The sequence below is a fragment of the Chryseobacterium sp. HNCC26DJ238 genome (assembly GCF_057180465.1).
Window position 1 is genome coordinate 86,206 of sequence record NZ_JBXUGI010000008.1, and the last position, 21,606, is coordinate 107,811.

17 protein-coding genes are annotated in these 21,606 nt (G+C 36.8%); 4 read left to right on the top strand and 13 right to left on the bottom strand.

Features of this window, described 5'->3' with window-relative positions:
* The first annotated feature begins 36 nt into the window (after nt 1-36).
* Both AC2A07_RS09365 and AC2A07_RS09370 read left to right on the top strand, forming a co-directional pair.
* Entirely contained in the window at nt 37-603 is a 567-nt protein-coding gene (locus AC2A07_RS09365) for a Crp/Fnr family transcriptional regulator (RefSeq protein ID WP_484050169.1), read from the top strand.
* Nucleotides 604-750: 147 nt separating this feature from the next.
* A complete protein-coding gene (locus AC2A07_RS09370) occupies nt 751-1,050 on the top strand; it encodes a putative quinol monooxygenase (protein WP_484050170.1) in 300 nt (99 codons plus the stop codon).
* A gap of 139 nt (nt 1,051-1,189) precedes the next feature.
* Here the strand turns inward: AC2A07_RS09370 and AC2A07_RS09375 are convergent, their stop codons facing one another.
* The 3 genes from AC2A07_RS09375 to AC2A07_RS09385 form a co-directional block, all read right to left on the bottom strand.
* A complete protein-coding gene (locus tag AC2A07_RS09375; RefSeq protein WP_484050171.1) occupies nt 1,190-3,064 on the bottom strand; it encodes a type VI secretion system baseplate subunit TssF in 1,875 nt (624 codons plus the stop codon).
* Between the two features lie 20 nt (nt 3,065-3,084).
* Nucleotides 3,085-3,525: a GPW/gp25 family protein gene (locus AC2A07_RS09380; RefSeq protein ID WP_314491287.1), complete on the bottom strand. Its 441-nt coding sequence runs from the start codon at nt 3,523-3,525 to the stop codon at nt 3,085-3,087.
* A 391-nt stretch (nt 3,526-3,916) separates the two neighbouring features.
* Nucleotides 3,917-5,332, bottom strand: coding sequence for an APC family permease (locus tag AC2A07_RS09385; protein WP_314491290.1), 1,416 nt, complete (start codon nt 5,330-5,332; stop codon nt 3,917-3,919).
* A gap of 142 nt (nt 5,333-5,474) precedes the next feature.
* On the opposite strand from AC2A07_RS09385, the gene AC2A07_RS09390 reads away from it, so the two are divergent.
* Entirely contained in the window at nt 5,475-5,981 is a 507-nt protein-coding gene (locus tag AC2A07_RS09390) for a DUF4920 domain-containing protein (protein WP_484050172.1), read from the top strand.
* A 1,272-nt stretch (nt 5,982-7,253) separates the two neighbouring features.
* On the opposite strand, the gene AC2A07_RS09395 is transcribed toward AC2A07_RS09390, so the two are convergent.
* Entirely contained in the window at nt 7,254-8,363 is a 1,110-nt protein-coding gene (locus AC2A07_RS09395; protein WP_484050173.1) for a M14 family zinc carboxypeptidase, read from the bottom strand.
* An 843-nt stretch (nt 8,364-9,206) separates the two neighbouring features.
* Here AC2A07_RS09395 and AC2A07_RS09400 point away from each other — a divergent pair.
* A complete protein-coding gene (locus AC2A07_RS09400; protein WP_484050174.1) occupies nt 9,207-9,743 on the top strand; it encodes a helix-turn-helix domain-containing protein in 537 nt (178 codons plus the stop codon).
* Between the two features lie 139 nt (nt 9,744-9,882).
* On the opposite strand, the gene AC2A07_RS09405 is transcribed toward AC2A07_RS09400, so the two are convergent.
* The 9 genes from AC2A07_RS09405 to AC2A07_RS09445 all read right to left on the bottom strand — a co-directional run bounded on the left by AC2A07_RS09405 (nt 9,883) and on the right by AC2A07_RS09445 (nt 21,552).
* Entirely contained in the window at nt 9,883-10,746 is an 864-nt protein-coding gene (locus tag AC2A07_RS09405; RefSeq protein WP_484050175.1) for a lysostaphin resistance A-like protein, read from the bottom strand.
* A gap of 76 nt (nt 10,747-10,822) precedes the next feature.
* The gene (locus AC2A07_RS09410; protein ID WP_484050176.1) at nt 10,823-11,620 is read right to left on the bottom strand and encodes an AraC family transcriptional regulator; all 798 of its coding nucleotides are present in this window, start codon (nt 11,618-11,620) and stop codon (nt 10,823-10,825) included.
* Between the two features lie 149 nt (nt 11,621-11,769).
* The gene (locus AC2A07_RS09415) at nt 11,770-13,533 is read right to left on the bottom strand and encodes a flavin monoamine oxidase family protein (protein ID WP_484050177.1); all 1,764 of its coding nucleotides are present in this window, start codon (nt 13,531-13,533) and stop codon (nt 11,770-11,772) included.
* A gap of 15 nt (nt 13,534-13,548) precedes the next feature.
* Nucleotides 13,549-14,736 carry an FAD-dependent oxidoreductase gene (locus AC2A07_RS09420; protein WP_484050178.1) on the bottom strand — a complete coding sequence of 396 codons (1,188 nt, stop codon included), beginning with the start codon at nt 14,734-14,736 and terminating at the stop codon, nt 13,549-13,551.
* A gap of 471 nt (nt 14,737-15,207) precedes the next feature.
* Nucleotides 15,208-16,374 carry a proline dehydrogenase family protein gene (locus tag AC2A07_RS09425; protein ID WP_314491310.1) on the bottom strand — a complete coding sequence of 389 codons (1,167 nt, stop codon included), beginning with the start codon at nt 16,372-16,374 and terminating at the stop codon, nt 15,208-15,210.
* 64 nt (nt 16,375-16,438) lie between these two features.
* Nucleotides 16,439-17,368 carry a UbiA family prenyltransferase gene (locus AC2A07_RS09430; RefSeq protein ID WP_484050179.1) on the bottom strand — a complete coding sequence of 310 codons (930 nt, stop codon included), beginning with the start codon at nt 17,366-17,368 and terminating at the stop codon, nt 16,439-16,441.
* A gap of 11 nt (nt 17,369-17,379) precedes the next feature.
* Nucleotides 17,380-18,306 carry a mevalonate kinase family protein gene (locus AC2A07_RS09435; RefSeq protein ID WP_484050180.1) on the bottom strand — a complete coding sequence of 309 codons (927 nt, stop codon included), beginning with the start codon at nt 18,304-18,306 and terminating at the stop codon, nt 17,380-17,382.
* Between the two features lie 72 nt (nt 18,307-18,378).
* The gene (locus AC2A07_RS09440) at nt 18,379-19,857 is read right to left on the bottom strand and encodes an MFS transporter (protein WP_314491316.1); all 1,479 of its coding nucleotides are present in this window, start codon (nt 19,855-19,857) and stop codon (nt 18,379-18,381) included.
* A 516-nt stretch (nt 19,858-20,373) separates the two neighbouring features.
* Nucleotides 20,374-21,552, bottom strand: a complete 1,179-nt coding sequence (locus AC2A07_RS09445) for an acetyl-CoA C-acyltransferase (RefSeq protein ID WP_484050181.1) — start codon at nt 21,550-21,552, stop codon at nt 20,374-20,376.
* Nucleotides 21,553-21,606 lie beyond the last annotated feature (54 nt).

Genomic DNA, 21,606 nt, shown 5'->3' on the forward strand with positions numbered 1-21,606 from the left:
TTTTAGTTACTTTTACATGGTATTTACTCAACATTCATGGACAGACTGCGAAAACACATCGAAGACATAACTCCCATCACTGATGAAGAGTTTGATGAAATCAAAACATTTTTCACGCTTAAGAAAGTTCGTAAAAACCAGTTTCTGCTCCACGAGGGAGATCAGGTACTTTTCGAGTATCTGGCACTAGACGGCATTTATAAAGTATTTTATCTTGACGGGAACGGGAAGGAACACATCGTACAGTTTGCCAAACAGAACTGGTGGATGACTGATTACACGGGTTATTTTAAGCAGACCCATTCTACGGTGTTTGTCGAATGCCTGTCGGAGGGAGAAGTTCTGTGTCTCAGTTTGGATGGCAGAGAGCAGCTGGCGTCAAAATTTCATTCCATGGAACATTTTTTCAGAGTCAAACTGACGAATGGATATGTCGCTTTACAGGAAAGAATTAGACTTCTTTTGTCGGGTAGCCCTCAGCAGCGGTATGAAGAATTTTCAAAATTATATCCGGATCTGATCCTTCACATTCCCAAAAAATATATTGCAGAATATCTTGGAGTCAGCAGGGAAACGTTAAGCAGGCTTCATGTCAGCAAATAGTTGAGTGTGATTTGGGTCACGCTTTTTCTGTGACTTCCCTCCTTGCGTTTTGAGGAAAAGTCTGATAAATTTGCTGTAAACATTCAGAGGTTTTTTCAGTAAGCAACATAAGCTGATTGGCCAAACATAATAATTTAATAAAAAAAGATGAGTCAAAAAGCAGTATACGTTTATGCCAAATGGCAGGTCAAAGAAGGAGAACTGGATACAGTCGTACAGATCATGCAGGAAGCTGCGCAAAAAAGTTCCCGGGAAACAGGAAATCTTTTTTATAAAATTCATCAGAGCCAGACGGACAGAAATACACTGATTTTATTTGAAGGGTATGAAGATGAAACTGCCCTCGAGTTCCACCGTAACTCGGAACATTATCAAAATCTGGTTGTAAAACAAGTAGTTCCATTATTGGAAAACAGGGAATTTTTGATCATGGATCAGATTATTTAACTGAGAATTTGTATTTTGTTAAACAACCCCGTCTTCGGCTTTGGCCTAATTTACCACTCCGATGGAGGGGAATTCTTATGAAAGAGCCTTAATGAAATGGATTTTGAAAAAAGGATATTAATAAAAATCTTACCTTTTTTTAAAAATCTACATCTTCATTGCTGATCGTTACAAGGTACTCGATTCCGTCAATGGCTTTGGCGATAATCTGGTTACGGATAATATTCGCCATATTTTCCCAGTACACCCTGCCGTAGAAAGAATAATTCTGAGGAATAATTTCTACTTCAACAGTGCGGACAAATCCTTCTTTGGGCTTGTTGCTGATCATGGTTCCTCTTCTTACACGGACATCTTTCAGTTCGTCCTTCAGAATCATTCTGCAATAGTTTTTGACATCTTCCAGAGAAATGATCTTGTCTCTTGTCGTCAATGCGTATTTATATGCCTGAATACTGTCTGAACCTTTCTGTTCTTCAGCTCCGCCGATGGTCTCGGTCAAAAGTACAAGGGATTGTGATTTTAACTGGTTGGTCAGTTCAGTCCCGGGACGCATGTGATTGGCAAAAGTACAGTGGGTAATCCAGAATGATGCATAGGTATGATCTGTTTTTTCAACAGGTTCCATAATCACATAATTAAGCTCCTGCCTGATATTTCTTTTTGCATTGTTGACCTTCTGCACCATGGATTTCATCTTGTCAGACATTTCACTGAGCATTCCTTTTACATTGTCACGGTTCAATAAGGAGAAGGCGGCAATCTCATCCCTTGTCAATTCCAGCACATTGGAGATCATATCAACGGCATTCCTGTTGTTAAATCTTTCCATACCGCCTTTTCGAACCGTATAAAGACCTTTCTTGAGATCATCTGATGGGGTAAAAGGGATTTCGGTATATTTTCTTCCTTCTCCGTCCTGCACTTCATCGACATACAGGAAATGTTCACTTTCTTCTGTAATCAGGGGAATATTATTTCCCATAATATCAAGGCTGTATTCTGTTTTTTTCCAGCCCCGGTTATAAATAGGAAATGCATTAAGTACGAAGGTAAAATTATCCAGGATTTCTGCAGAGAACTGAGGAGGAAATTCAAATGTGAGCCAGAGGAAATTCTTGCCGTCTATGTATTTGTGGATCTCTTCCCTGCCGTTAAGGAAATCTAAATCCTGAGGCAGTGCTCCTGCTTCTGAAAACAAATCTCTTGACAGACCGGTAACCTCAATGAATTTATGATGATAAATACTTTTAATATCTTCTATTATTTTAGTCTGGATCGACTGCTCATGAAAGAGCTGTTCATATCCTTCGGGCTGATCTTTTTTAAGATAAGTGATTCCTTCTTTTACGAACAGAGGATTGCCATTACTGGACACCTTCGTATAGGGAAGAAGTTTATATACGTAATCCAGATGTTCAAATGCAGGATTTGAGCAGTATATACTTAATGATTTGGGGAATTTTTCATTGGAATATTTTGAAACATTGATCCCAATGGTCACTTTCCGGTAATCTGACGGTCTGCCCTGAAATCTTGAAATCGGAATCTTATTTAATCTTTCATCAACACTGTAACAGGTATTCCCAACAAACATGACGGCTGTCTGCGCATGGTTGGTCCTTACGCTTCCAATCGGTGTAAAGGGGATATTCAGCTGTTTGTCTGATTCTGATTTAACTGTTGAATTCATCTGCTTTCTGAAGAAAAACTCGGTATGATCCAATAGAATCTCTGAGGACTCAAAGGGCACGGTAAAAGCAACAGCATGTGCCGGAATCGGATGGGTATAAATGGAAGGAGTAAGAAGCTTTGCCAGTTTTTCCAAAATTCTCGCGTTGACGGTCTGAATTTCATTATTGGCTTTGAAAACTTCTGTACTGAATGCATCAATTAAAAGTTTTACAAAAGGATCCAGTGACTGCGGACTTTTGAGTCCCCATACTTTGGTTGCATTTTGCAGCATTCTTGCTTTTACAGATTCTTTGGAATATATATTCTGATCTAAATTCATATTTGTGATAAGGTGCGTGATTAATCAATGGACATCGGGCTTAAAAAAAGCTCGGTGGAAAAGCTGAAGCGTTCCCCGGTAGCCTCCATTTTTGCGTTGATGGCTATTTTTACTTTTTTTTTGATTTCCGTATGTTCTTTGGTGTCATAATTGTGCTCTACGATCTCTACATGGGCATCAACCTGCGGCTGTACAATTCTGGGCTCAAATTCCAGAATCTGCCTCTTGAGGCTTTTGATAAAAACATTTTCCCATACAGCAGAGGTAACTCCGTTGTCAAATTCCAGGTTCCAAACATCATTTCCGTAATTTTCATCATATCTGTTTTCCCCTTTTTTTGTAGTGATCAGCAACATGATGTTGTGGGCAATACTTTCACCCATATCGCAGGTGTCTATACTTCCACCTTCAGACATCAGTGTTGACGGCACAAAGGGCATTCTGTAATTTGGTGTGTCCATAGATTTGTTTCTCTATTTTAATTTTTTTTGGTGTCATTATTTAAAATGAAATACCAAATTAATCATTTTCGTGAAATAATGTATGGTAAAATTTTGAAACTTTCCTGAAAACTATTGAATTTGATAAAAGTTGTAAGGCATGATTAAAGCTACTGGCTGCAGAAGACTTTTTAACAGACCTTAAAAAATCTAATTTCCATATAGTCTTCTAATAGCCTTTCAAAAAATAAATATCTTAAGAACACGCCGAAATTGATCGAAGAATCAGAATATTTTACCGGTACTCAATTTCATAGCCCCGATTGAACGGTATGTTTGAGCTCTTTTCTTATTTTCGCACGGCGAAAATAAGAAAAAGCGAGTAGTGAAAGCGGGATTAAGCTCCTAAGTGTTATTCTCCTGTCTTTTTACTCCGGTTGATGAGATAGTACACGGGAAGTCCAAGCAGAACAATCAGGAAGCCCGGCCATGTATATTGCTGTTTATAAATAAGGAGGAGAACACAGAAAACAGTTCCTATCACGAGATAAACAATCGGTGTCACAGGATACAGCCATGTTTTATACGGTCTTTCAAGATCCGGCTGTCTGAATCTCAGATAAATCACTCCGAAAACCGTGATCATGTAAAACAGAACGATAACAAATGAGATCATATCTAAAAGGTTTCCGTACTGTCCGCTCAGGCAAAGAACTGATGCCCATACTCCCTGCATCCAGAGTGCATTCGAAGGAACATCATTTTTATTGTTGTCAATGGCTGATCTGAAAAACAAACCGTCTTTTGCCATAGTCTGGAAAACCCTTGCTCCTGCCAGAATCAATCCGTTGTTGCATCCGAACGTCGACACCATTACGAGAACGGCAATAATCACTGTTCCTGCGCTTCCGAAAATGTTTTGTGAAGCTCCTACAGCAACCCGGTCATTAACCGCAAAAGCAATGGAATCACGGTCTATGGCATTGAGATATACAAAATTTACCGCAATATATAAGAGCATTACTGCGGAGGTTCCTAAGATCATTGCTTTGACAACATTTTTCTTTGGATTTTCTATTTCACCGGAAACAAAGGTCACACTTTCCCAGGCTACAGAGCTGAATACCGATCCTACCATGGCTGCAGCGATTCCGCCCATCAAAGTCATCCCGTCAATGGATTCCCATCCTGTTTTAAGAAAATTCCCCTGTGCATCTTTATTGATATTATTAAATGCATTATTTCCGAAACTGAAATTTTCTGCCAGATGTGAAAAATCAACAAAAATAAAACCTGCCGCAATTAACCCGAGTAAAGCTAAGATCTTTGAGCCTGTAAAAACGTTCTGAAGTATTTTTCCGCTTTCGACTCCTCTGGTATTGATGTAGGTAAGAAGAAGAATAATAGCAATAGCGAGCATCTGAATCCAGGTAATCATGAATTCGCCACTCTGAAAAATAGGAGCAGCATCATTGAGTGACGGAACAAGATAAGCAGTAAACTTACCGAAGGCCATTGCAACCGCAGCGATGGTACCGGTCTGAATTACCGTAAAGAGTCCCCATCCGTAAAGAAACCCCATTTTTTTTCCGAAAATCTCTGTGAGATAGGTATATTGTCCACCTGCTTTGGGGAATAAAGCTGAAAGTTCGCCATAGCTGATAGCAGCTGCCACTGTCATGATTCCTGTAATGATCCAAACGACGATCACCCAATATCCTGAACCGAGGTTCCGCATCATATCTGCGCTGACAATAAAAATTCCGCTACCGATCATAGAACCCATAACGAGCATCGTAGCATCCCAAAGTTTTAGTTTTTTCTGCATATCTGAATATTCCCCTCAAATATAGATAAATCTGTAATTCTTTTTCACTTTTGTTTTGAATAATGAAACGAACTGTTTTTTATCAAGTTTTTATTAATTCTAAATTCAATTTTTATTATTAATTTTGGAAAAAATATTAAGAATGAAATTCAGATCCCTATTATTTTTATTAGCTGTAAGTGCTTCAACACTGGTACTTGCACAGGAACAGAAAAAGAACGGTCCTCCTGCCGGAAACGCTATCGTTGGCGACACCTACGGTTCTACCGTAACTTCACCGGAATCTAAGGCTATCAGCGTAGAGAAACTAGCAAAAAAACTTAAAAAAGACAACAAAAAAGTCGAGAATGTTGCGATCAAAGGAAAAGTAATTGATGTCTGTGACAAAAAAGGATGTTGGTTAACAATCCAGACTGAAGATGACACTCAGTTTTTCGTAAAAATGAAAGACTATGGATTTTTCGTACCAACTGCTCTGAAAGGTAAAAATGTAGTTCTTGAAGGAAATGCGGAAAGAAAAGTAACTTCTGTTGACGAGCAGAAACATTATGCAGAGGACGCTAAAAAACCTCAGGCAGAAATTGATGCGATCACCAAGCCAAAAGAAGAAATCAGATTTGTTGCTAACGGAATTAAGGTCGTTAACTGATATCAGATAAAACAAAAAAAAGCGAAACTTGATGTTTCGCTTTTTTTATTCTTCTATTTTAAAATTGACCTGTACATCTCATGTAGGATTCTTTACACTATACACTTTTTTTGCTCATTAGGTAAAATTTACACAATTGGCCTTCTTTTCACTTATCATAAGAATATCAGTTTTCTTTTTTTCGAAAAATCTCCTACTTCCTCCTTTCGGATTCCATATCGTTTTCACAAGTTCAGAATAGTCAATGTTATTCCTGATGAGATTTATTGAAAGTTCTTTCCTCTGAAACACTTTAAACTTTTTATATTGGAAAACCCAGCCAACGTTTAAAACGCTGGAAGTATTGAGCGTTGGAAATAAAACATTGACAAAGCTTGATTAATTTGTTAAAGATGATGTCGCATAAAACACTTTATATTTTTTATATCGGAGAACCCTGCCAGCGTTTAGAACACTGGCAGGGTTGAGCGTTGGAAATAAAACATTGACACAGCTTGAGTGATTTGTTAAAGATGATGTCGACTAAAACACTTTATATTTTTTATGTTGAAAAACCCTGCCAGCGTTTAGAACGCTGGCAGGGTTGAGTGTGGGAAAAAAAACATAGACAAAACTTTATTCATTTGCTAAAGATGATGTCGTCTAAAACACTTTAAATTTTTCATGTTGGAAAACCCTGCCAGCATTTAGAACGATGGAAGGGTTGAGCATGGGGGAAAAAAGCATTAACAAAACTTGATTGATGTGTCGAAGGTGACGTCGCCTTAAATACTTTATATTTTTTATATCGGATAACCCCGCCAGCGTTTAGAACGCTGGCGGGGTTGAGCGTGGGTAAAAAAACATTGACAAAACTTTATTCATTTGCTAAAGATGATGTCGCCTAAAACACTTTAAATTTTTTATGTTGGAAAACCCTGCCAGCGTTTAGAACATTGGCAGGGTTGAGTATGGGAAATAAAACATTGAGAAGATGCGATTGATATGTTGAAGGTGATGTCGCCTAAAACACTTTAAACTTTTTATATTGGAAAACCCTGCCAGCGTTTAGAATGCTGGAAGGGTTGAGCGTTGGAAATAAAACATTGACAAAGATTAATTCATTTGTTAAAGATGATATCGCCTAAAACACTTTAAATTTTTTATGTTGGAAAACCCTGCCAGCGTTTAGAACACTGGCAGGGTTGAGCGTGGGGAAAAAATATTTAGAAAATTAGATAGATTATCTTAAATAAAAAAAGGCTATCCTAAAAGTACAGACAGCCTTGTTTTTTATTCCTCTATTTTAAAATTGACCTGAGCATCCAATTTAGGATACTTTGCTTCGCTGACAAATCTTTTACCGGTACAGTCAATTTCAAGCCATCCCTTTCTTTCCGTTACATCACCTGCTTCCATTACAAACGGGATAAAAGATATTTCGTCATTTCCTTCTTCGAGAATCTCTCTGTACTGAACGGCAATATCAAGAATACATTCGTGATCGGTATTCAGTTTTACATTTCTGTAAATGATATCATAATGGGTTTCCTGATTTTCGGGGATCTCAAAATACTTCTCCCATCCTAACGTACCAGATCTTAATTCACTGATTGATTTTAAGGCATAATATAAAGCAACCGTGTAATATTTTCTGGTATTTTTTCTCGTATAATCGTCTATAAAATGTCCTCCTTCAAAGAGAATTGTCGGCATTCCTGCTTTAATAAAATTATCGCCTGTAGAGGTAGGATAGAACTCATCAGAATATCTGCCGATCTGATTTGGAATGATCTCCTTCAGCTTCTCATAGATTTGACCGACTACCGCCATACATTTTTTCCTGTTTTCTGTAACTGTCCTTGCTTCATCTTGTGAGGGAGCTAAAAAAGAGAGTGTAGCAGGATGGATTCCGTCTGTTGTAAAAATGGTTCTCTGCTCATGAAGGTTGAGTGCGTAATCATATTTTTTTTCAGAAACCATTTTCTTGAGAAATTTAATCTCTGTACTTGCTTCATTATGAAAATCCCTGTTAAGATCAATATCAGCGGCATTGAGCCTCGTCCATTTTTCTGATCCGTCTGGGTTTAACATAAATATGAACTCTAAAGTAATGATACTGAAAAGATCTTCTTTGAGTTTATGGTGGTGATCAAGAGTCGTTAAAAGGTCAAGCATGGCATGCGTAGCATTAGATTCATTACCATGCATCTGAGACCATGCAAGAACATTTATATCACCTTTCCCAATACATAACCTGTAAATAGGCTTTCCTAAATATGATTTACCGATCTCCTGAATGTAATCGCTGAGATCAGCCTGAAGATAGGAAAATAATTTTCCGGGAGAAATATAGCGATTAGAGAATCTAGGATTTGGGATATACAAATGTTCAAAATTCATTATGAGAAATTTACAAGAGTCAAATTTAGCAATTTTTCAGGATAAAATAAAATTTACATTTGTAATATTGTTAAACATAAAGAATTGCCATAAAGTCTGTTAGTTAAAATGTGGATTGATAATAATTTAATACAATGTATTTAAATTGCTTACATTCAATTAATTAAAAAAACTATCTCAATGTATAGTTAATATATACTTTAAGTGTTGATAAGTAGGTTTCATCTCATTTGAGCGTAATTATACTAAACGTGTAAATTGTGGATTAACTACCATATTCACAGTATTATACAAATGTAAATCGAGTAAAATTAAATTGTTTTCAACAGTTTTTCAGCCTTAAAGTTGATTGAAGTAATTGTCATAAGATGAATGCAAATATTTATAATAATCCGATGTGATTCTCCTCTTAATTTTTTGTTAAAAACACCTGCGGCAGGGTTTTTTAAGCGAAGTAATTTATACTTACCGGATCAGTCAGTCAAAATGTCGGTCTAAATCAGTTATTTAACCACTCTCCCACTCTATATACCAGAGACAGGTCTCAAAATACCTGCAGTAAAGCAATCAGGTAAAATATGGGCTTATTAAAGATAAAACCTAAGCCCCATAATTTTTATTAAAAATTCTATGTAGAGTTATACTTTAAGTAGAAATATATCTGTTTATCTCTTTTGTGGATAAAATACAATTATATGATGCTTATAAATTTAAAACACTGATAATTAGATATTTACATCAGTTTACTTTTGTATATCAATAATTGATCATATTGTTTACTTTTGTATTTTGCAATTGTAAACTTTATATTTACATTTGTAACTTAATTAAAGCTTATTATTTATGAGTTTGAATGAGAGAATTTCAAAAGTTATCGAGTATTCTAAGCTAAGCTCTTCAGAGTTCGCTGATGAAATTGACGTACAGCGTTCCTCGATCTCACACATTACTTCCGGCAGGAATAAGCCCTCCTTAGAATTTATCATTAAGATAAAATCAAGATTTCCGGAGATTCTTTGGGATTGGCTTGTGAACGGTGACGGTGAAATGCTGAAATCAGATTTACCGGAGAATGAGTTCATACCTGAAAATGAAAGTTCAGAAGAAAAGACCAGGCCTACATCACTTCCGGATTTATTTACGATGATGAACACTGATGAAGATTTTGGAATTGAAGAGCCTGAATCAGAAGAAATCCCAATCGTGCGAGAACCTGATATTCCTCAGCCAAGTAAAGCTCAGTCAAGAATATCCGATTCTCAGCCATTAGAAAAATCAAACGAAGAAATAATTAATCAAGTTATTGAAAATCAAACCAGTAAGATAAAACGTATCGTTCTATTTTATGAAAACGGAAAATTTGAAAGTTTTGAACCTTAAAAATTAAAGTCTGACCAGTTTTTGATCAGACTTTAATTTATATGGAATATCCGGTACCTAATTTTAACACTAAGTAAGCTCACAAAGTTTTTTCAGTTATGACAGATTAAGGACAATCAAAAATTTTATATTTAAATTTTTATTTTCTTTCCCAAAATGGTTTTATAATTTTATTTTCTTTACGGCTTAAAACTAACAGTCCAACAGTTGCAATAAAACAAATTACAGTTGCCTGGATACTGCCTTCAGGACCAAATGCTCCCCCGGTAATTATTTCCGGACCGTGTATCTTTACAGTGAGCAGGCTACCCGTTTTTTCATTCCCTGATGTTATTGCTCCGAAAATTCCTGTCTGTGTAAAATTCCATGCAAAGTGTATCGCAATCGGGAACCATAGGTTACGTTTATAAATAAAAGTAGCGCCCAATAAAAATCCTGCGGTAGTAATACATAATCCCGAAAGAAAACTACTGTTCGGATTTGCCAGGTGTAACGCTCCGAAGATAAGAGATGAAATTATAAGGGAAATGTAACTTCCCAGCTTTTCTTCTATAATCCTCAGAATAATTCCCCGCACCAGTATTTCTTCTATAACAGCTACTGTAAACATAAGAGCAAAAGGGATGAGGATATAAGAAATCGGATTTAAGGCAATAATCTTGTAATTTCCGTTAAGATATATGACTAAAATTGTAAGAGACTGCAACACAAAACCGATTATGCCACCTGTAATGATATTTAATGCCAATCCCTTTGATGTTAATTCTTTTACCTCTCTATTTTCATACTTTTTAAAGAAAAAGATATAACTTAACACAGCTGCTGTGGAAACAAAAAGTCCCTTTAACAGGTTTCTGTAGTTTTTATCCAGCGATGTCAAACCAAGTATTTTTGATGCAATCAGCTGTCCTGTAACTACAACTGTCATAAATACCAGTATGGCAAGAATGATTTTGGTAAATGAAGAATTGAATATTTTTTGTTTTAGAGTAAGAGTTTCCATTTTATTGGGTTTAAGGATTAATTGCTGCAAATATCAATCGTCTTAAAAACATAAAATAGAATGAAATTTGCCTCCTCTATAATTTCTGAAATCGCTTAGGTAAAAATCCGGTCTGGCTTTTGAAAGTCCGGATGAAGTGACTTTGATCGGCAAATCCGCATTCAAGACCGATCTCTGTTAAAGTATGTTTATTGGATTGTATTAAAGGAAGTGACCGGTTTATTTTTAATCTTCTCATATATTCGCCAAAAGTGCAGCCAAAATATCTCGGAAAATGCTTAGAGATTGTAATTGAATTTAACTGTAAAATTTTCGCCAGATCCTGCAGATTAGGATTTTCATTCCAGCAGTCATTCAATAGTTCATTTAAACTTTTTATCCAGAGCGGACCTTTATTGAACTGTTCTACGTGTTGATGGTTATCGGATAGCTGAGAAAACAGCATAGTTATCGTATCCCCGGAAAATGAATCAGGCGTAAGGGTTTCTTTAAAAATTTTCAGAATCAAAAATTTGGCAGAAACGGTATTTAGAATAGATTTTCCGATGATCTCTTCAGTTACATCAAGTTCTTTAAGAAGGTTTTCTTGGATTTCGATATTAATATTCCGGGATGGGAAAAGCGTATTATGATTCAAGTGCAGTTCATCACTGTGGTAAAATAATAGTGAACCAGGTCCAACATTTTCACTGTAATTTTTTCGTTTTTCGGTGGTTCCCCCTTTTAAAAAAAGAGTAATGTGTGCGTTATGATGAGAATGCCAGCCTTCATATACTTTTTTTTGATACTCTGTTTCTACAACAGCAATTCCCTGCTGGATACTGAAGCAGTTTTTGGTATTGCCTAAATAAGTCTCTTTCTGAAGTTCGTACATTTCAGGAACCAAATTACTTATTTATTTTGCAATAAATAGTCAAAATAGTTTTGATTATTATTAATGTTTTTATTATCAGATATTGACTCTATTTAATTTAAACAAAAAAGCCTCAGAAAAAGTCTGAAGCTTTGTATCATGTGCTTTTTTTACCATCCTAAATAATAATCTTTGCTCAACCAGTGAGGCCGGTGCATTCCAAAATATTCCTGCAGCATTTTTTCAGCTTCACAGAATGCGCCTTCTACCCAACCCTGCTGATCAGAATAAGCTTCTCCGCAAATATGGATCTGTTCATCAGCTACAGGTTTTCTCATATACTTCATGACATCTTCTACTGAATATCCGGCTTTCCATGCATGATAACCGGCTCCAAAAGGTTCTTCAGACCAGTCCCTGAAATAGGTTACATAAGGTTCCGGAATAGTGACTTCAGCACCGTGAAGCTCACGGAGCTGATTCATTAATTCATTCACCATCAATTTTGTTGCCTGAACATCATCTAACTGATGCAGCTCTTTTAAAGATGCAGATTTAGCAGGCTTTACTTCAAAAAGCAGTTTGTCATCGCTGAGTGCTTTCCAGAATGTCTCCGTTTCCATATCCCCGTAACTTCCCAGCAACATCGAATTATCAGTATGTTCGTCTGTTCCGAAATAATAGCATTGTCTCATCGGCAGATCCGTAATAGAATGTCCGGAGTCGATTCCAAGTTTCTGCCACCATGGATATTCAAAACCCATTAATATTTTAAAGGCAGGTTCCATAATAACAGAACGGATATTCTCACTTAGAACTGAGTTCTCGTTTACATCGAAAAAGAAATTGTTCTGATCCAAAAGTTCCAGGGATTTTCTAGGCATTGCAAGAACCAGTTTATTCGCATATACTTTCCATTTCGTGTTGGTTCTGAGATTTAGAAAAACCAATTCATATTTATGCGATTGTGCCAGACCGTGATTTTTTGTAAAAGTAAGCAGTTTATTCTCTGACCAGATACAGGCTCCCTCATGATCCATATAAGAATTAGCGAGAGCATAGGCAATACTGTCATATCCTTCTTCAATGGTTTTATAAATCGTTCCTGCTGAGAAATCTCCTACCATATAGGGAAATGCTTCTGCCGAGTTCCAGTTGATCGTATTTGAATAGTACCCTCCTGCATTCGCCAAAAACATATAACCTTCCTGTGAGACCTGATCTTTGATCAAATTCCAGAATCCGATATCATTTACTTTACGCTGATCATAAGGAGAATTTGGGAAACTGTATATCAACCGGGGTTTGATAACGTCCCAGTCTTCACTGGTTAATTCAAAAGAGTAGTCATATTCAGAGTCTTTGCCTTTTATGATTTTGTTTTTATATGTTTCAGCCACCCATTGATCAGCCATCAGAACTTCATAAATGATCTTATTAAAAAGCTGGTCCGAACTGAAACCATAGTCATCATCATTCAGGTAATACCGGGTCTGGAGTTTTTCACCTTTAGCCTGAGCTTTGTTCCACGCATCCTGTTTGCACCGGTCCTTTCTGAGATACATTAACAATTTTGACGCTTCACCCATTGGAAACGGAACAGGAGTCATGGTATCTTTTAAAACAGGGATACGTTTATCCGGATCTTCTTCAGGTGTATAACCTTCAATTAAAGTCGTTACAATTTTCTGTGAAGTCAGGTAGCGCATCCCACCCAGTTCGCCCCAGAAATTCATTCCCGGCATGATAACAGATTCCAGTCTTCCTCCCAATTTATTGTTCATGTCAAAGATCTGCACTTCACTGGCTTTGAATTTTTGATCCGTAACCAGGCGATATGCTGTGTATAATCCTGAAGTTCCGGCTCCGATGATGGCAACTTCAATCTTTAAATCAGGATGTTTTCCTGAATTTAATGGAGTGTTTTTATTCATGATATTTTAGTTTTATTAAAGTGCTTTAAAATATTTCCGCCCTAACTGGAAAGGGGTAATATCAAAATCTGTATGCCCGTCTAATGCCAGATCTGACATGATTTTTCCTAAAAAAGGAGTAAACTTGGCTGCCCATCCTGTAGCATACAGCACGATATTTTTGTGGTTGGGAACATAACCCGGTGCGAAATCGATCAGAAGTTCCTTGTTCTGGATTTTACTTAAAGCTATAAGACAGGTTGAAGTATATTCAGGTTCAGCCTGTAATCCGGTCATATGCTTTTCTACCCATTCTGAAGTGTAGGCAAGTTCCTGCGGATTTGGAATTAATGTTCTGTCACCAGGTTCTTCCAAAGGATTGATCACGAAATCAGGTGCGACCCTGATGTATTCCGGGTGATCCCAGTCAACGGAAGGAAAACCATAAAACTGATTGCCGTTTTCACCGTCTGCATTCTGAAATACAAACCAGGTCGGATATTGTATGTTGGGATCAGTCTTCTTAAAGTAGGCTGAAGACATATTCCAGTAGGTTGCTTCAATTTTGAAATCAAGTAAGTTGATGACACTGTTGATATAAGGACCTGGAATAATAGCCAGTTTTTTTGTGATATAAACTCCGTTGGGTGTAGTGACTTCAAAAAGTTCACCGGTCTGTTTAATTTGGAGAACTGGCGAATTTTCTCTCAGCTGAACGGTTTCTTCTTTTTTACACAGTTCCAGAAGCGCATCGATTGTTGCTTTAAAATTGATACTGGCACCATCAGGCTGAAAAAGGCCGGTGTAGGTTTCAGGTAAGTTTCTGAAATGGTACTTCTCTTCTATTTCCTTCGCTGTTAAAGTGGTATAAGGAACGTTTAAAGCTTTTAATGCTTCCTCAGCTTCAGCGATATTTCCTTCTGTGGAATGTACTTCAGGATCTCCAAACCACAGGGTACCTACTTTATCCAGTAACTGATCCCCGGTTGTTTTTTCCAGTTCATCCCAGTAAGGCTGAGCTTCTAAAGCCATCTTTACCATATATTCCTCCGGATAGGGAATTCTGAACTGGCGTGAAACGCCTGCAGAACTTCCCAGTTGATTGGCAAAAGTAAACTGCTCAAGAACTAACGTGCCTGCTTTTCTCTTACCAAGATGATAAGCGGTAGCAAGACCGATCGCTCCGCCGCCGATAACGATGACGTCATAGTTTTCTGTATTCATGATATTATTTTCAGTTTTTCACTTAATTAAATGACAGTAACAGACCTGATGTACCATCTGTAAATACCTCTTATCCTGTAGAAGTGAATATTAAAATATATTGATAAACTTTCATCTGTACATCGGAATACTGTTGTTCAATCATAAGCTGTTCAAAGTAACAAAGAAGAAAATATTTCCTATAGAGTAGAAATAACCAATCGCTGTCTTGAGTAGAAATACCTAATATCGTAAAAGAATTTGTGAGAGAAGATTTATTAATAACTCATTCATTCATTTATTAATTTATTTATTAATTGATATAATAATGGGCAGATCATTCATAAAGGCAAAATAACCCTGTAATAAAATGTAATCGGCCGTATTTAATGCAACAAAAAAAGCAACCCTGCTGACCACAGGATTGCTTGCTGTCTGAAAAATTTGCTTTCCGGTATTAAAGGGCACCGCAAATTTTTTCTTATGATAAAATTATCTTTTTCTTCTCTGAAGCTCTTTCTGAATCAGACCTAATTCTCTTCCCGTCTGTCCTGCTACGGAAGTATTTTCTCTCGCTCTTCTTGTAAGATACGGAACAACATCTTTAACGGGTCCGTAAGGCAGATATTTTGCCACGTTATAGCCTTTATCAGACAGATAGAAGCTAATGTTATCGCTCATTCCGTAAAGTTGTCCGAAATAGACGTGTGGATTATCATTATCAAGTCCTTTGGCTTTCATTTTATCCATTACCAACTCTGATGAAACTTCGTTGTGTGTTCCGAAAAATGCGGAAACTTTATCCAAATGATTCATAACAAAATCAATTCCGGCATTGTAATTTATGTCTGAAGCATCTTTATTCGGCTGAATGGGATCAGGATATCCTTTTTCTGCAGCCCTTGCTCTTTCTTTTTCCATGTAAGCGCCACGGACGATTTTGTAACCTATAAAATAATTCTTTTCCCGTGCACGCTGAAGATTGCCTTCCATATATTCCAGGCGATGGGTTCTGTACATCTGGATGGTGTTCCAGACAATCGGTTTTTCCTGATTGTATTTCTCCATCATTTCCTCGCAAAGCTGATCTGCTGCGTCCTGCATCCATGACTCTTCGGCATCGATCATCACCTTTTTATCATGCTCATGGCAAAGTCTGCAGACCTCGTCAAATCTCTTTACGACCCTTGCCCATTCTTCTTTCTGACTTGACGTCAGTTCTGTATTTTTACCTACTGCTTCATACAGATCGATCCTTCCGAAAGCTGTAGGTTTAAAAACAATAAAAGGAATGGCAGGATTTCCTACGGAAAACTTTATGATATCCTTTATCTCCTGGCAAACTGAATCAAAAGTTTCCTCATCTTCTTTACCTTCAATCGAATAATCGAAAATACTTCCAACCCCTCTTTTAAAAAGCTGTTTCACAGCCTTCATACTTTCTTCACGGGTTTCCCCACCTACAAACTGCTCAAATAAAGTTTTTTTTACAATTCCATTGACAAACGGAAAATTATTATGAACCGTAAAATTAAGAACAGAAGTTCCAAGATTGGTCAAAGCAGGCTGTTCAATCATTTTAAACATCCAGTACGCTTTTCTTAACTGTGCATCTGTTTTGTCGGCAAATGCGACTTTGGTATCGTTAAAAATGGGCATTCCTTTTATTAAATTTTATTTTGGCAAATGTAAGAATAACCTGAATCTTTTTAAAATATATTTTCTACAATTTGCCCTCAATTCCATTCAGCAGCATTGCAATAATTCCGACGAAAACCCAGAAACGTAAAATATTGAGGGTGAAAAACTTAGATTTCTTTGAGGAATTCAGAAGTAAATAAATGCACACGATCATAATCAATAATCCTGATGTAAAATAATAAGCCATAAAACCGGAAATTCCTGTTCTTGCAATCAATTTCATCGAAACTGCCATAGTAATGATAAGTAAAGAAATAATGATCGTTTTGGTGGTCTGACTCTTAAAAAAATTGGGGATCGTTACATAGCCGAAAGTCTTGTCTACTCTCTTTGTCAGGGTGTCTTTGACAATATCTATACATAAAAGTATTAAAAAAAGAAAGACTGCCATCAGGAGAACTTTTTTGGAAAAAGTTTCATAATAGACCATCATTCCAAAAAAAGGATATAGCGTGAGGCTTACAAAAGTCAGATTGTTCAGAATTATCATTCGGCTCAGTTTGTGACTGTAAAACCACATAAAAAACTGATAGATCATAAAAAATATGAAAACCCTGTAGGAGATCAGACTTGCCGTACCTAAAGAAATGACAGTTAACACAATGTATGCGTAAAGAAAATATTTCTGCTTAATGAAACTCTGAATTCTTGTCCGGAAAGGTTTTACAATATGATCTTTCTCAAAATCATAAAACTGATTGATAATGCCTCCGGCGAGTATGGACAGTACAGTACAGAAAATAATTCCGTGGACTTTAAAATCAAAAACAAAGTTTGAAAAAGATTCTTCCTGATTAAAAAGGAAAAATGTAGAGACATATAATGCAAAAGTAAGTAAAAGTGCTACAAAAAACCTTGCTCCTAAAAGAAAACCAATGAATTGTGAAAACCGGTAAAACAAGGATTTTGATACAAAACCCTTTTCCCGGAAAGTTTCTTTTTCAGAATTCATTCACGGTATTTTTAAAATCTGTAAATCACTTCTTTATGGAACCCTTCAAGCATTTTTTCAGCTTTTTCATAATCCTGTGTGAATCCTAAAATGTAGCCTCCGCCTCCGCTTCCGCAGAGTTTCAGATAATAAGCGTTTGAGTCCAGTCCTTTCTTCCACACATTAAAAATGCTTTCAGGAATCATAGGACGGAAATGCTCGTATGCCCAGTGAGAAAGTTTTTTTAGATTTCTGAAAAAAGGATTCATGTCCTTTTTCAGAAAAGCTTCTATACATGCGTTGTTGTAACGGATAAATTCTTCTTTCAGTGTTTTGCGGAAACCTTCAGTTTTCATTTTTTCAAAGAAAATCTGAACCATTGGTCCTGTTTCTCCTATACTTCCCGAATCGATCAGGAATATTGCCCCTTTTCCCTCCACACTTTTCGGGATGGCCACTTTGTCTACACTCTCCCTGTTTTCAATAAGGATCGGCAGGTTCATATAACAGATCAAAGGATCGATACCCGAACTTTTTCCGTGAAAATAGCTTTCCATTGATCCGAAAACCTTTTTCAGATTTTTCAGCTGATCTTTGGAAACAGATTCAGGGGTATATTTTGTAACAGAATATCTTTCGAAAATTGCAGCAACCAAAGCACCTGAACTTCCGACTCCATATCCCTGAGGGATATTACTGTCGAAAAACAAACCTTTTGAAATTTCTATTTTAAACTCAGATACATTTAAGTCAAAACCTTCAGGAAGTTCCAGATTCTGTAAATATTCAGCATATTTTATCAGATGTCCGTTAGATTTCTTTTCAAAATCAGAATCTAAGGCTGAGAACTTTAATGTTCCTTTATAAAAGCTGTAAGGAAGTGTCAAACCCTGAGAATCTTCAATGATTCCATATTCTCCGAACAGAAGGATTTTTGCGTAAAATAGAGGGTTCGTCATTGTGCAGTAATTGTTTAGTGCAAAGTTAATGCATTCTTGCGAATATTAACAAATTTTAAGCCAAATAGTGATTTAGACCTTAGATTTTAAGAATCTTATCGTAACCGCTCCTGCAGCGAAAAACGTGGACATAGCAATAAATGCGTACTGCATATTCCCGAATTTCTGAATAATGACACTGAAAATAAGCATTCCGCAAATGATAGCAATCTTTTCAAGCACATCATAAAAACTGAAATAGGTTGTATTTTCCATTGAGTTTTGCGGTAAAAGTTTCGAGTAGGTAGATCTCGACATTGCCTGCAGCCCTCCCATTACCAAACCGATAAGACCTGCCAGTCCGTAAAACTGAAGCTGAAGGTTAGGATTTTCCTTGTTAAGGGAAAAAGCTGATACACAGCAGATGATCCATATAACCACGGCAATAGTAATCACGTTTTTATTCCCAATCTTTTTTGATAATCTTGAAAAAAGAAAAGCTCCGAAAATGGCTATAATCTGTATCACTAAAATCGTAATGATCAGCTTATATTTATCAGCCTGTTTTGGGAAAATATCTGTACTTCCGAAAGGTACAGCCATCAGGAAAATCGTCTGCATTCCCACACTGTAGAAAAAGAAACTCAGCAGGAAAAACTTTAAACTTCTGTCTGCAAACAGTTTGCTTCCCACTCTGAACAATTCTCTGAAACTTTCTTTGGCGATATCTTTATAAAAGCTGATATTGTCTTTTAAAACTTCAAAAAACCCACCCTGTTCTTCGTGTCTTTTAAAAATATTTTTATAGTTCAGAAGCACCAGATCCTTCGGAAGTTTTTCTTTGATATCACCAAACTGAGGAAGATGTTTGAATGTATACTGTGAAAAACCAAACCACCATGCACCAGTCAACAGAAAGCTGATTCTGATAAAGGTATTAGTCTGTTCCGGACCTTTGGCAACCATCTGGATCAATACCAGGCAAATGATCAGTAAAACAACGGATCCGAGATACCCGTAAATATATCCTTTTGCGGAAAGTGCATCCTGTTTTTCAGGGGTTGCGATATCCGGTAAAAATGAATTATAGAATACGAGACTCCCCCAAAAACCTACACTTGCAGTAATACTGAAGAGCAACCCAAGAAATATATTTTCCATGCCCGTAAACATGGCCAGACCCATACATGAAGTTGCCCCCAGGTAACAGAAAAACTGAAGGAATGATTTTTTATTGCCGATCGTATCTGCCAGTGAAGATAAAAACGGAGATAAAATAACAACAAGGAAAAAAGAAATCGCATAGGAAAAGCTAAGTACCGCTTCAGGTTCGTAGGCTTCTCCGAAAACCTTGATCATATTTCTTACAGGAATTTCCTGAACCTCGTTAGCAGCAGCAACATACTCTTTTCTATTATAAGCAGTAGTGATAATGGTATAATAAATAGGGAAAATTGCAGAAGTAATCACTAAAGAATATACCGAATTCGCCCAGTCGTATACCGCCCAGGCTTTCATGATCTTGGGATTGTTTTTTATATTTTGGGTTTGTTGCATTTCAGTTTCAGACATTTCAGATGAATTAGTTGCACAAAAATAGAAAAACCGCTGAACATTCTGAGGTTTTTCTTTTGCTTAAGAGAAATTTATTGTTGGGTTTACATTAAAATATGCACTTTAAAGATTTTAATTGAAACTGGAATAAAAAATCATACTGCATAATCTAATACTGATTAAACTAAAAATTTGTACGTAAAATTATTTTGGTAACTCAAAAATTATGATCAATTTAGAAATTTTAGATGTACTATCTATCTAAAAAAAACCAAAAACAAAATGTTTTTGGTTTTCTATTTATTTTATTTTTTTTTACTTATTTAGAAATTCCCTGAATTTAGGATAAGTAAAAACCTTGTAGATTACTAATATAATCCCTAAACTCTGAAGAACAGAGCCGATTGTTAAACATGTGCTTCCATTAACAGCTCCGAACGAGATGTGAGTAATTTTAAACCAGGCTCCCGCTACATTCAGTAAAAACCCCGTTAAAAATATGAAATGGCATATTTTGCTTTCATGGATATTATTTTACAGATTCTCAATAACAATCGCAGTAGCTCCGCCGCCGCCGTTACAGATTGCAGCAGCACCGTATCTTCCGTTATTTTGTTTTAAGACATTGATCAGGGTAACAATGATTCTTGATCCTGAGCTTCCCAGCGGGTGTCCCAAAGCTACTGCTCCTCCATGTATGTTTACTTTGGCAGCATCCAGCCCTAAAATTTTATTGTTTGCAAGACCTACTACTGAAAAAGCTTCGTTGAATTCAAAGAAATCAATATCTGAAATTTCTAAACCTGCCTTTTTAAGCGCAATGGGTAATGCTTTTGACGGAGCTGTAGTAAAGTTTTCCGGTTCATGAGCCGCATCAGCATAAGAAATAATTTTGGCTAAAGGCTTCAGACCTAATTCTTCCATTTTCTCTTTAGAAACAAGGATTAATGCAGATGCACCGTCATTTAAAGTAGATGCATTGGCAGCGGTTACCGTTCCTTGTTCTTTCTTAAAAACTGTGGGAAGTGTAGGAAGTTTGTCAAAATTGACCGCTTTATATTCTTCATCTTCAGCAAAAATAACAGGATCACCTTTTCTTTGTGGAATTGAGACAGGAACTACTTCGTCGGCAAATTTACCTTCGCTCCATGCCTTCGCTGATCTCTTGTACGATTCGATTGCAAAATTGTCCTGGTCTTCTCTTGAAAAACTGTAGTCAGTTGCGCATTTCTCTGCACAGACACCCATATGAACTTTGTTATAAACGTCTGTAAGACCATCTAACACCATTCCGTCCTGCATTTTTACATCCCCTAATTTCGTAGCATTTCTGGCATTATAATAATGCGGAACCATAGACATATTTTCCATACCTCCGGCAACAACTACCTCTGCATCACCTGCTTTGATTGCCTGTGCAGCCATTGTCACTGCTTTCATTCCCGAAGCACATACTTTGTTGATCGTTGTAGATGGAGTTTCATTTGAGAGCCCTGCCCCTAAAGCAACCTGACGCGCCGGTGCCTGACCTTCACCAGCCTGCAACACATTACCCATATAAATTTCCTGAACATTTTTCGGATCAAGATTTATTTTATCCAATGCTCCTTGGACTGCTGTTGCTCCCAGTTTTGTAGCCGGTACTGTTGACAAGCTTCCCATAAAACTTCCCATAGGCGTTCTAACTGCAGAAACGATGAATACTTCTTTCATATGTAAATTTTTATTGTTTTTTAAAGGTCATATGGTATCGCTAATCTTTACTAA

Bases quoted from the DNA above. Each gene is read 5' to 3' on its own strand.
- AC2A07_RS09380 (WP_314491287.1), bottom strand. From the start codon at position 3,525: ATGGACACACCAAATTACAGAATGCCCTTTGTGCCGTCAACACTGATG.
- AC2A07_RS09375 (WP_484050171.1), bottom strand. From the start codon at position 3,064: ATGAATTTAGATCAGAATATATATTCCAAAGAATCTGTAAAAGCAAGA.
- AC2A07_RS09365 (WP_484050169.1), top strand. From the start codon at position 37: ATGGACAGACTGCGAAAACACATCGAAGACATAACTCCCATCACTGAT.
- AC2A07_RS09420 (WP_484050178.1), bottom strand. From the start codon at position 14,736: ATGAATACAGAAAACTATGACGTCATCGTTATCGGCGGCGGAGCGATC.
- AC2A07_RS09400 (WP_484050174.1), top strand. From the start codon at position 9,207: ATGAGTTTGAATGAGAGAATTTCAAAAGTTATCGAGTATTCTAAGCTA.
- AC2A07_RS09430 (WP_484050179.1), bottom strand. From the start codon at position 17,368: ATGAATTCTGAAAAAGAAACTTTCCGGGAAAAGGGTTTTGTATCAAAA.
- AC2A07_RS09435 (WP_484050180.1), bottom strand. From the start codon at position 18,306: ATGACGAACCCTCTATTTTACGCAAAAATCCTTCTGTTCGGAGAATAT.
- AC2A07_RS09440 (WP_314491316.1), bottom strand. From the start codon at position 19,857: ATGTCTGAAACTGAAATGCAACAAACCCAAAATATAAAAAACAATCCC.
- AC2A07_RS09445 (WP_484050181.1), bottom strand. From the start codon at position 21,552: ATGAAAGAAGTATTCATCGTTTCTGCAGTTAGAACGCCTATGGGAAGT.
- AC2A07_RS09415 (WP_484050177.1), bottom strand. From the start codon at position 13,533: ATGAATAAAAACACTCCATTAAATTCAGGAAAACATCCTGATTTAAAG.
- AC2A07_RS09405 (WP_484050175.1), bottom strand. From the start codon at position 10,746: ATGGAAACTCTTACTCTAAAACAAAAAATATTCAATTCTTCATTTACC.
- AC2A07_RS09385 (WP_314491290.1), bottom strand. From the start codon at position 5,332: ATGCAGAAAAAACTAAAACTTTGGGATGCTACGATGCTCGTTATGGGT.
- AC2A07_RS09410 (WP_484050176.1), bottom strand. From the start codon at position 11,620: ATGTACGAACTTCAGAAAGAGACTTATTTAGGCAATACCAAAAACTGC.
- AC2A07_RS09395 (WP_484050173.1), bottom strand. From the start codon at position 8,363: ATGAATTTTGAACATTTGTATATCCCAAATCCTAGATTCTCTAATCGC.
- AC2A07_RS09390 (WP_484050172.1), top strand. From the start codon at position 5,475: ATGAAATTCAGATCCCTATTATTTTTATTAGCTGTAAGTGCTTCAACA.
- AC2A07_RS09370 (WP_484050170.1), top strand. From the start codon at position 751: ATGAGTCAAAAAGCAGTATACGTTTATGCCAAATGGCAGGTCAAAGAA.
- AC2A07_RS09425 (WP_314491310.1), bottom strand. From the start codon at position 16,374: ATGCCCATTTTTAACGATACCAAAGTCGCATTTGCCGACAAAACAGAT.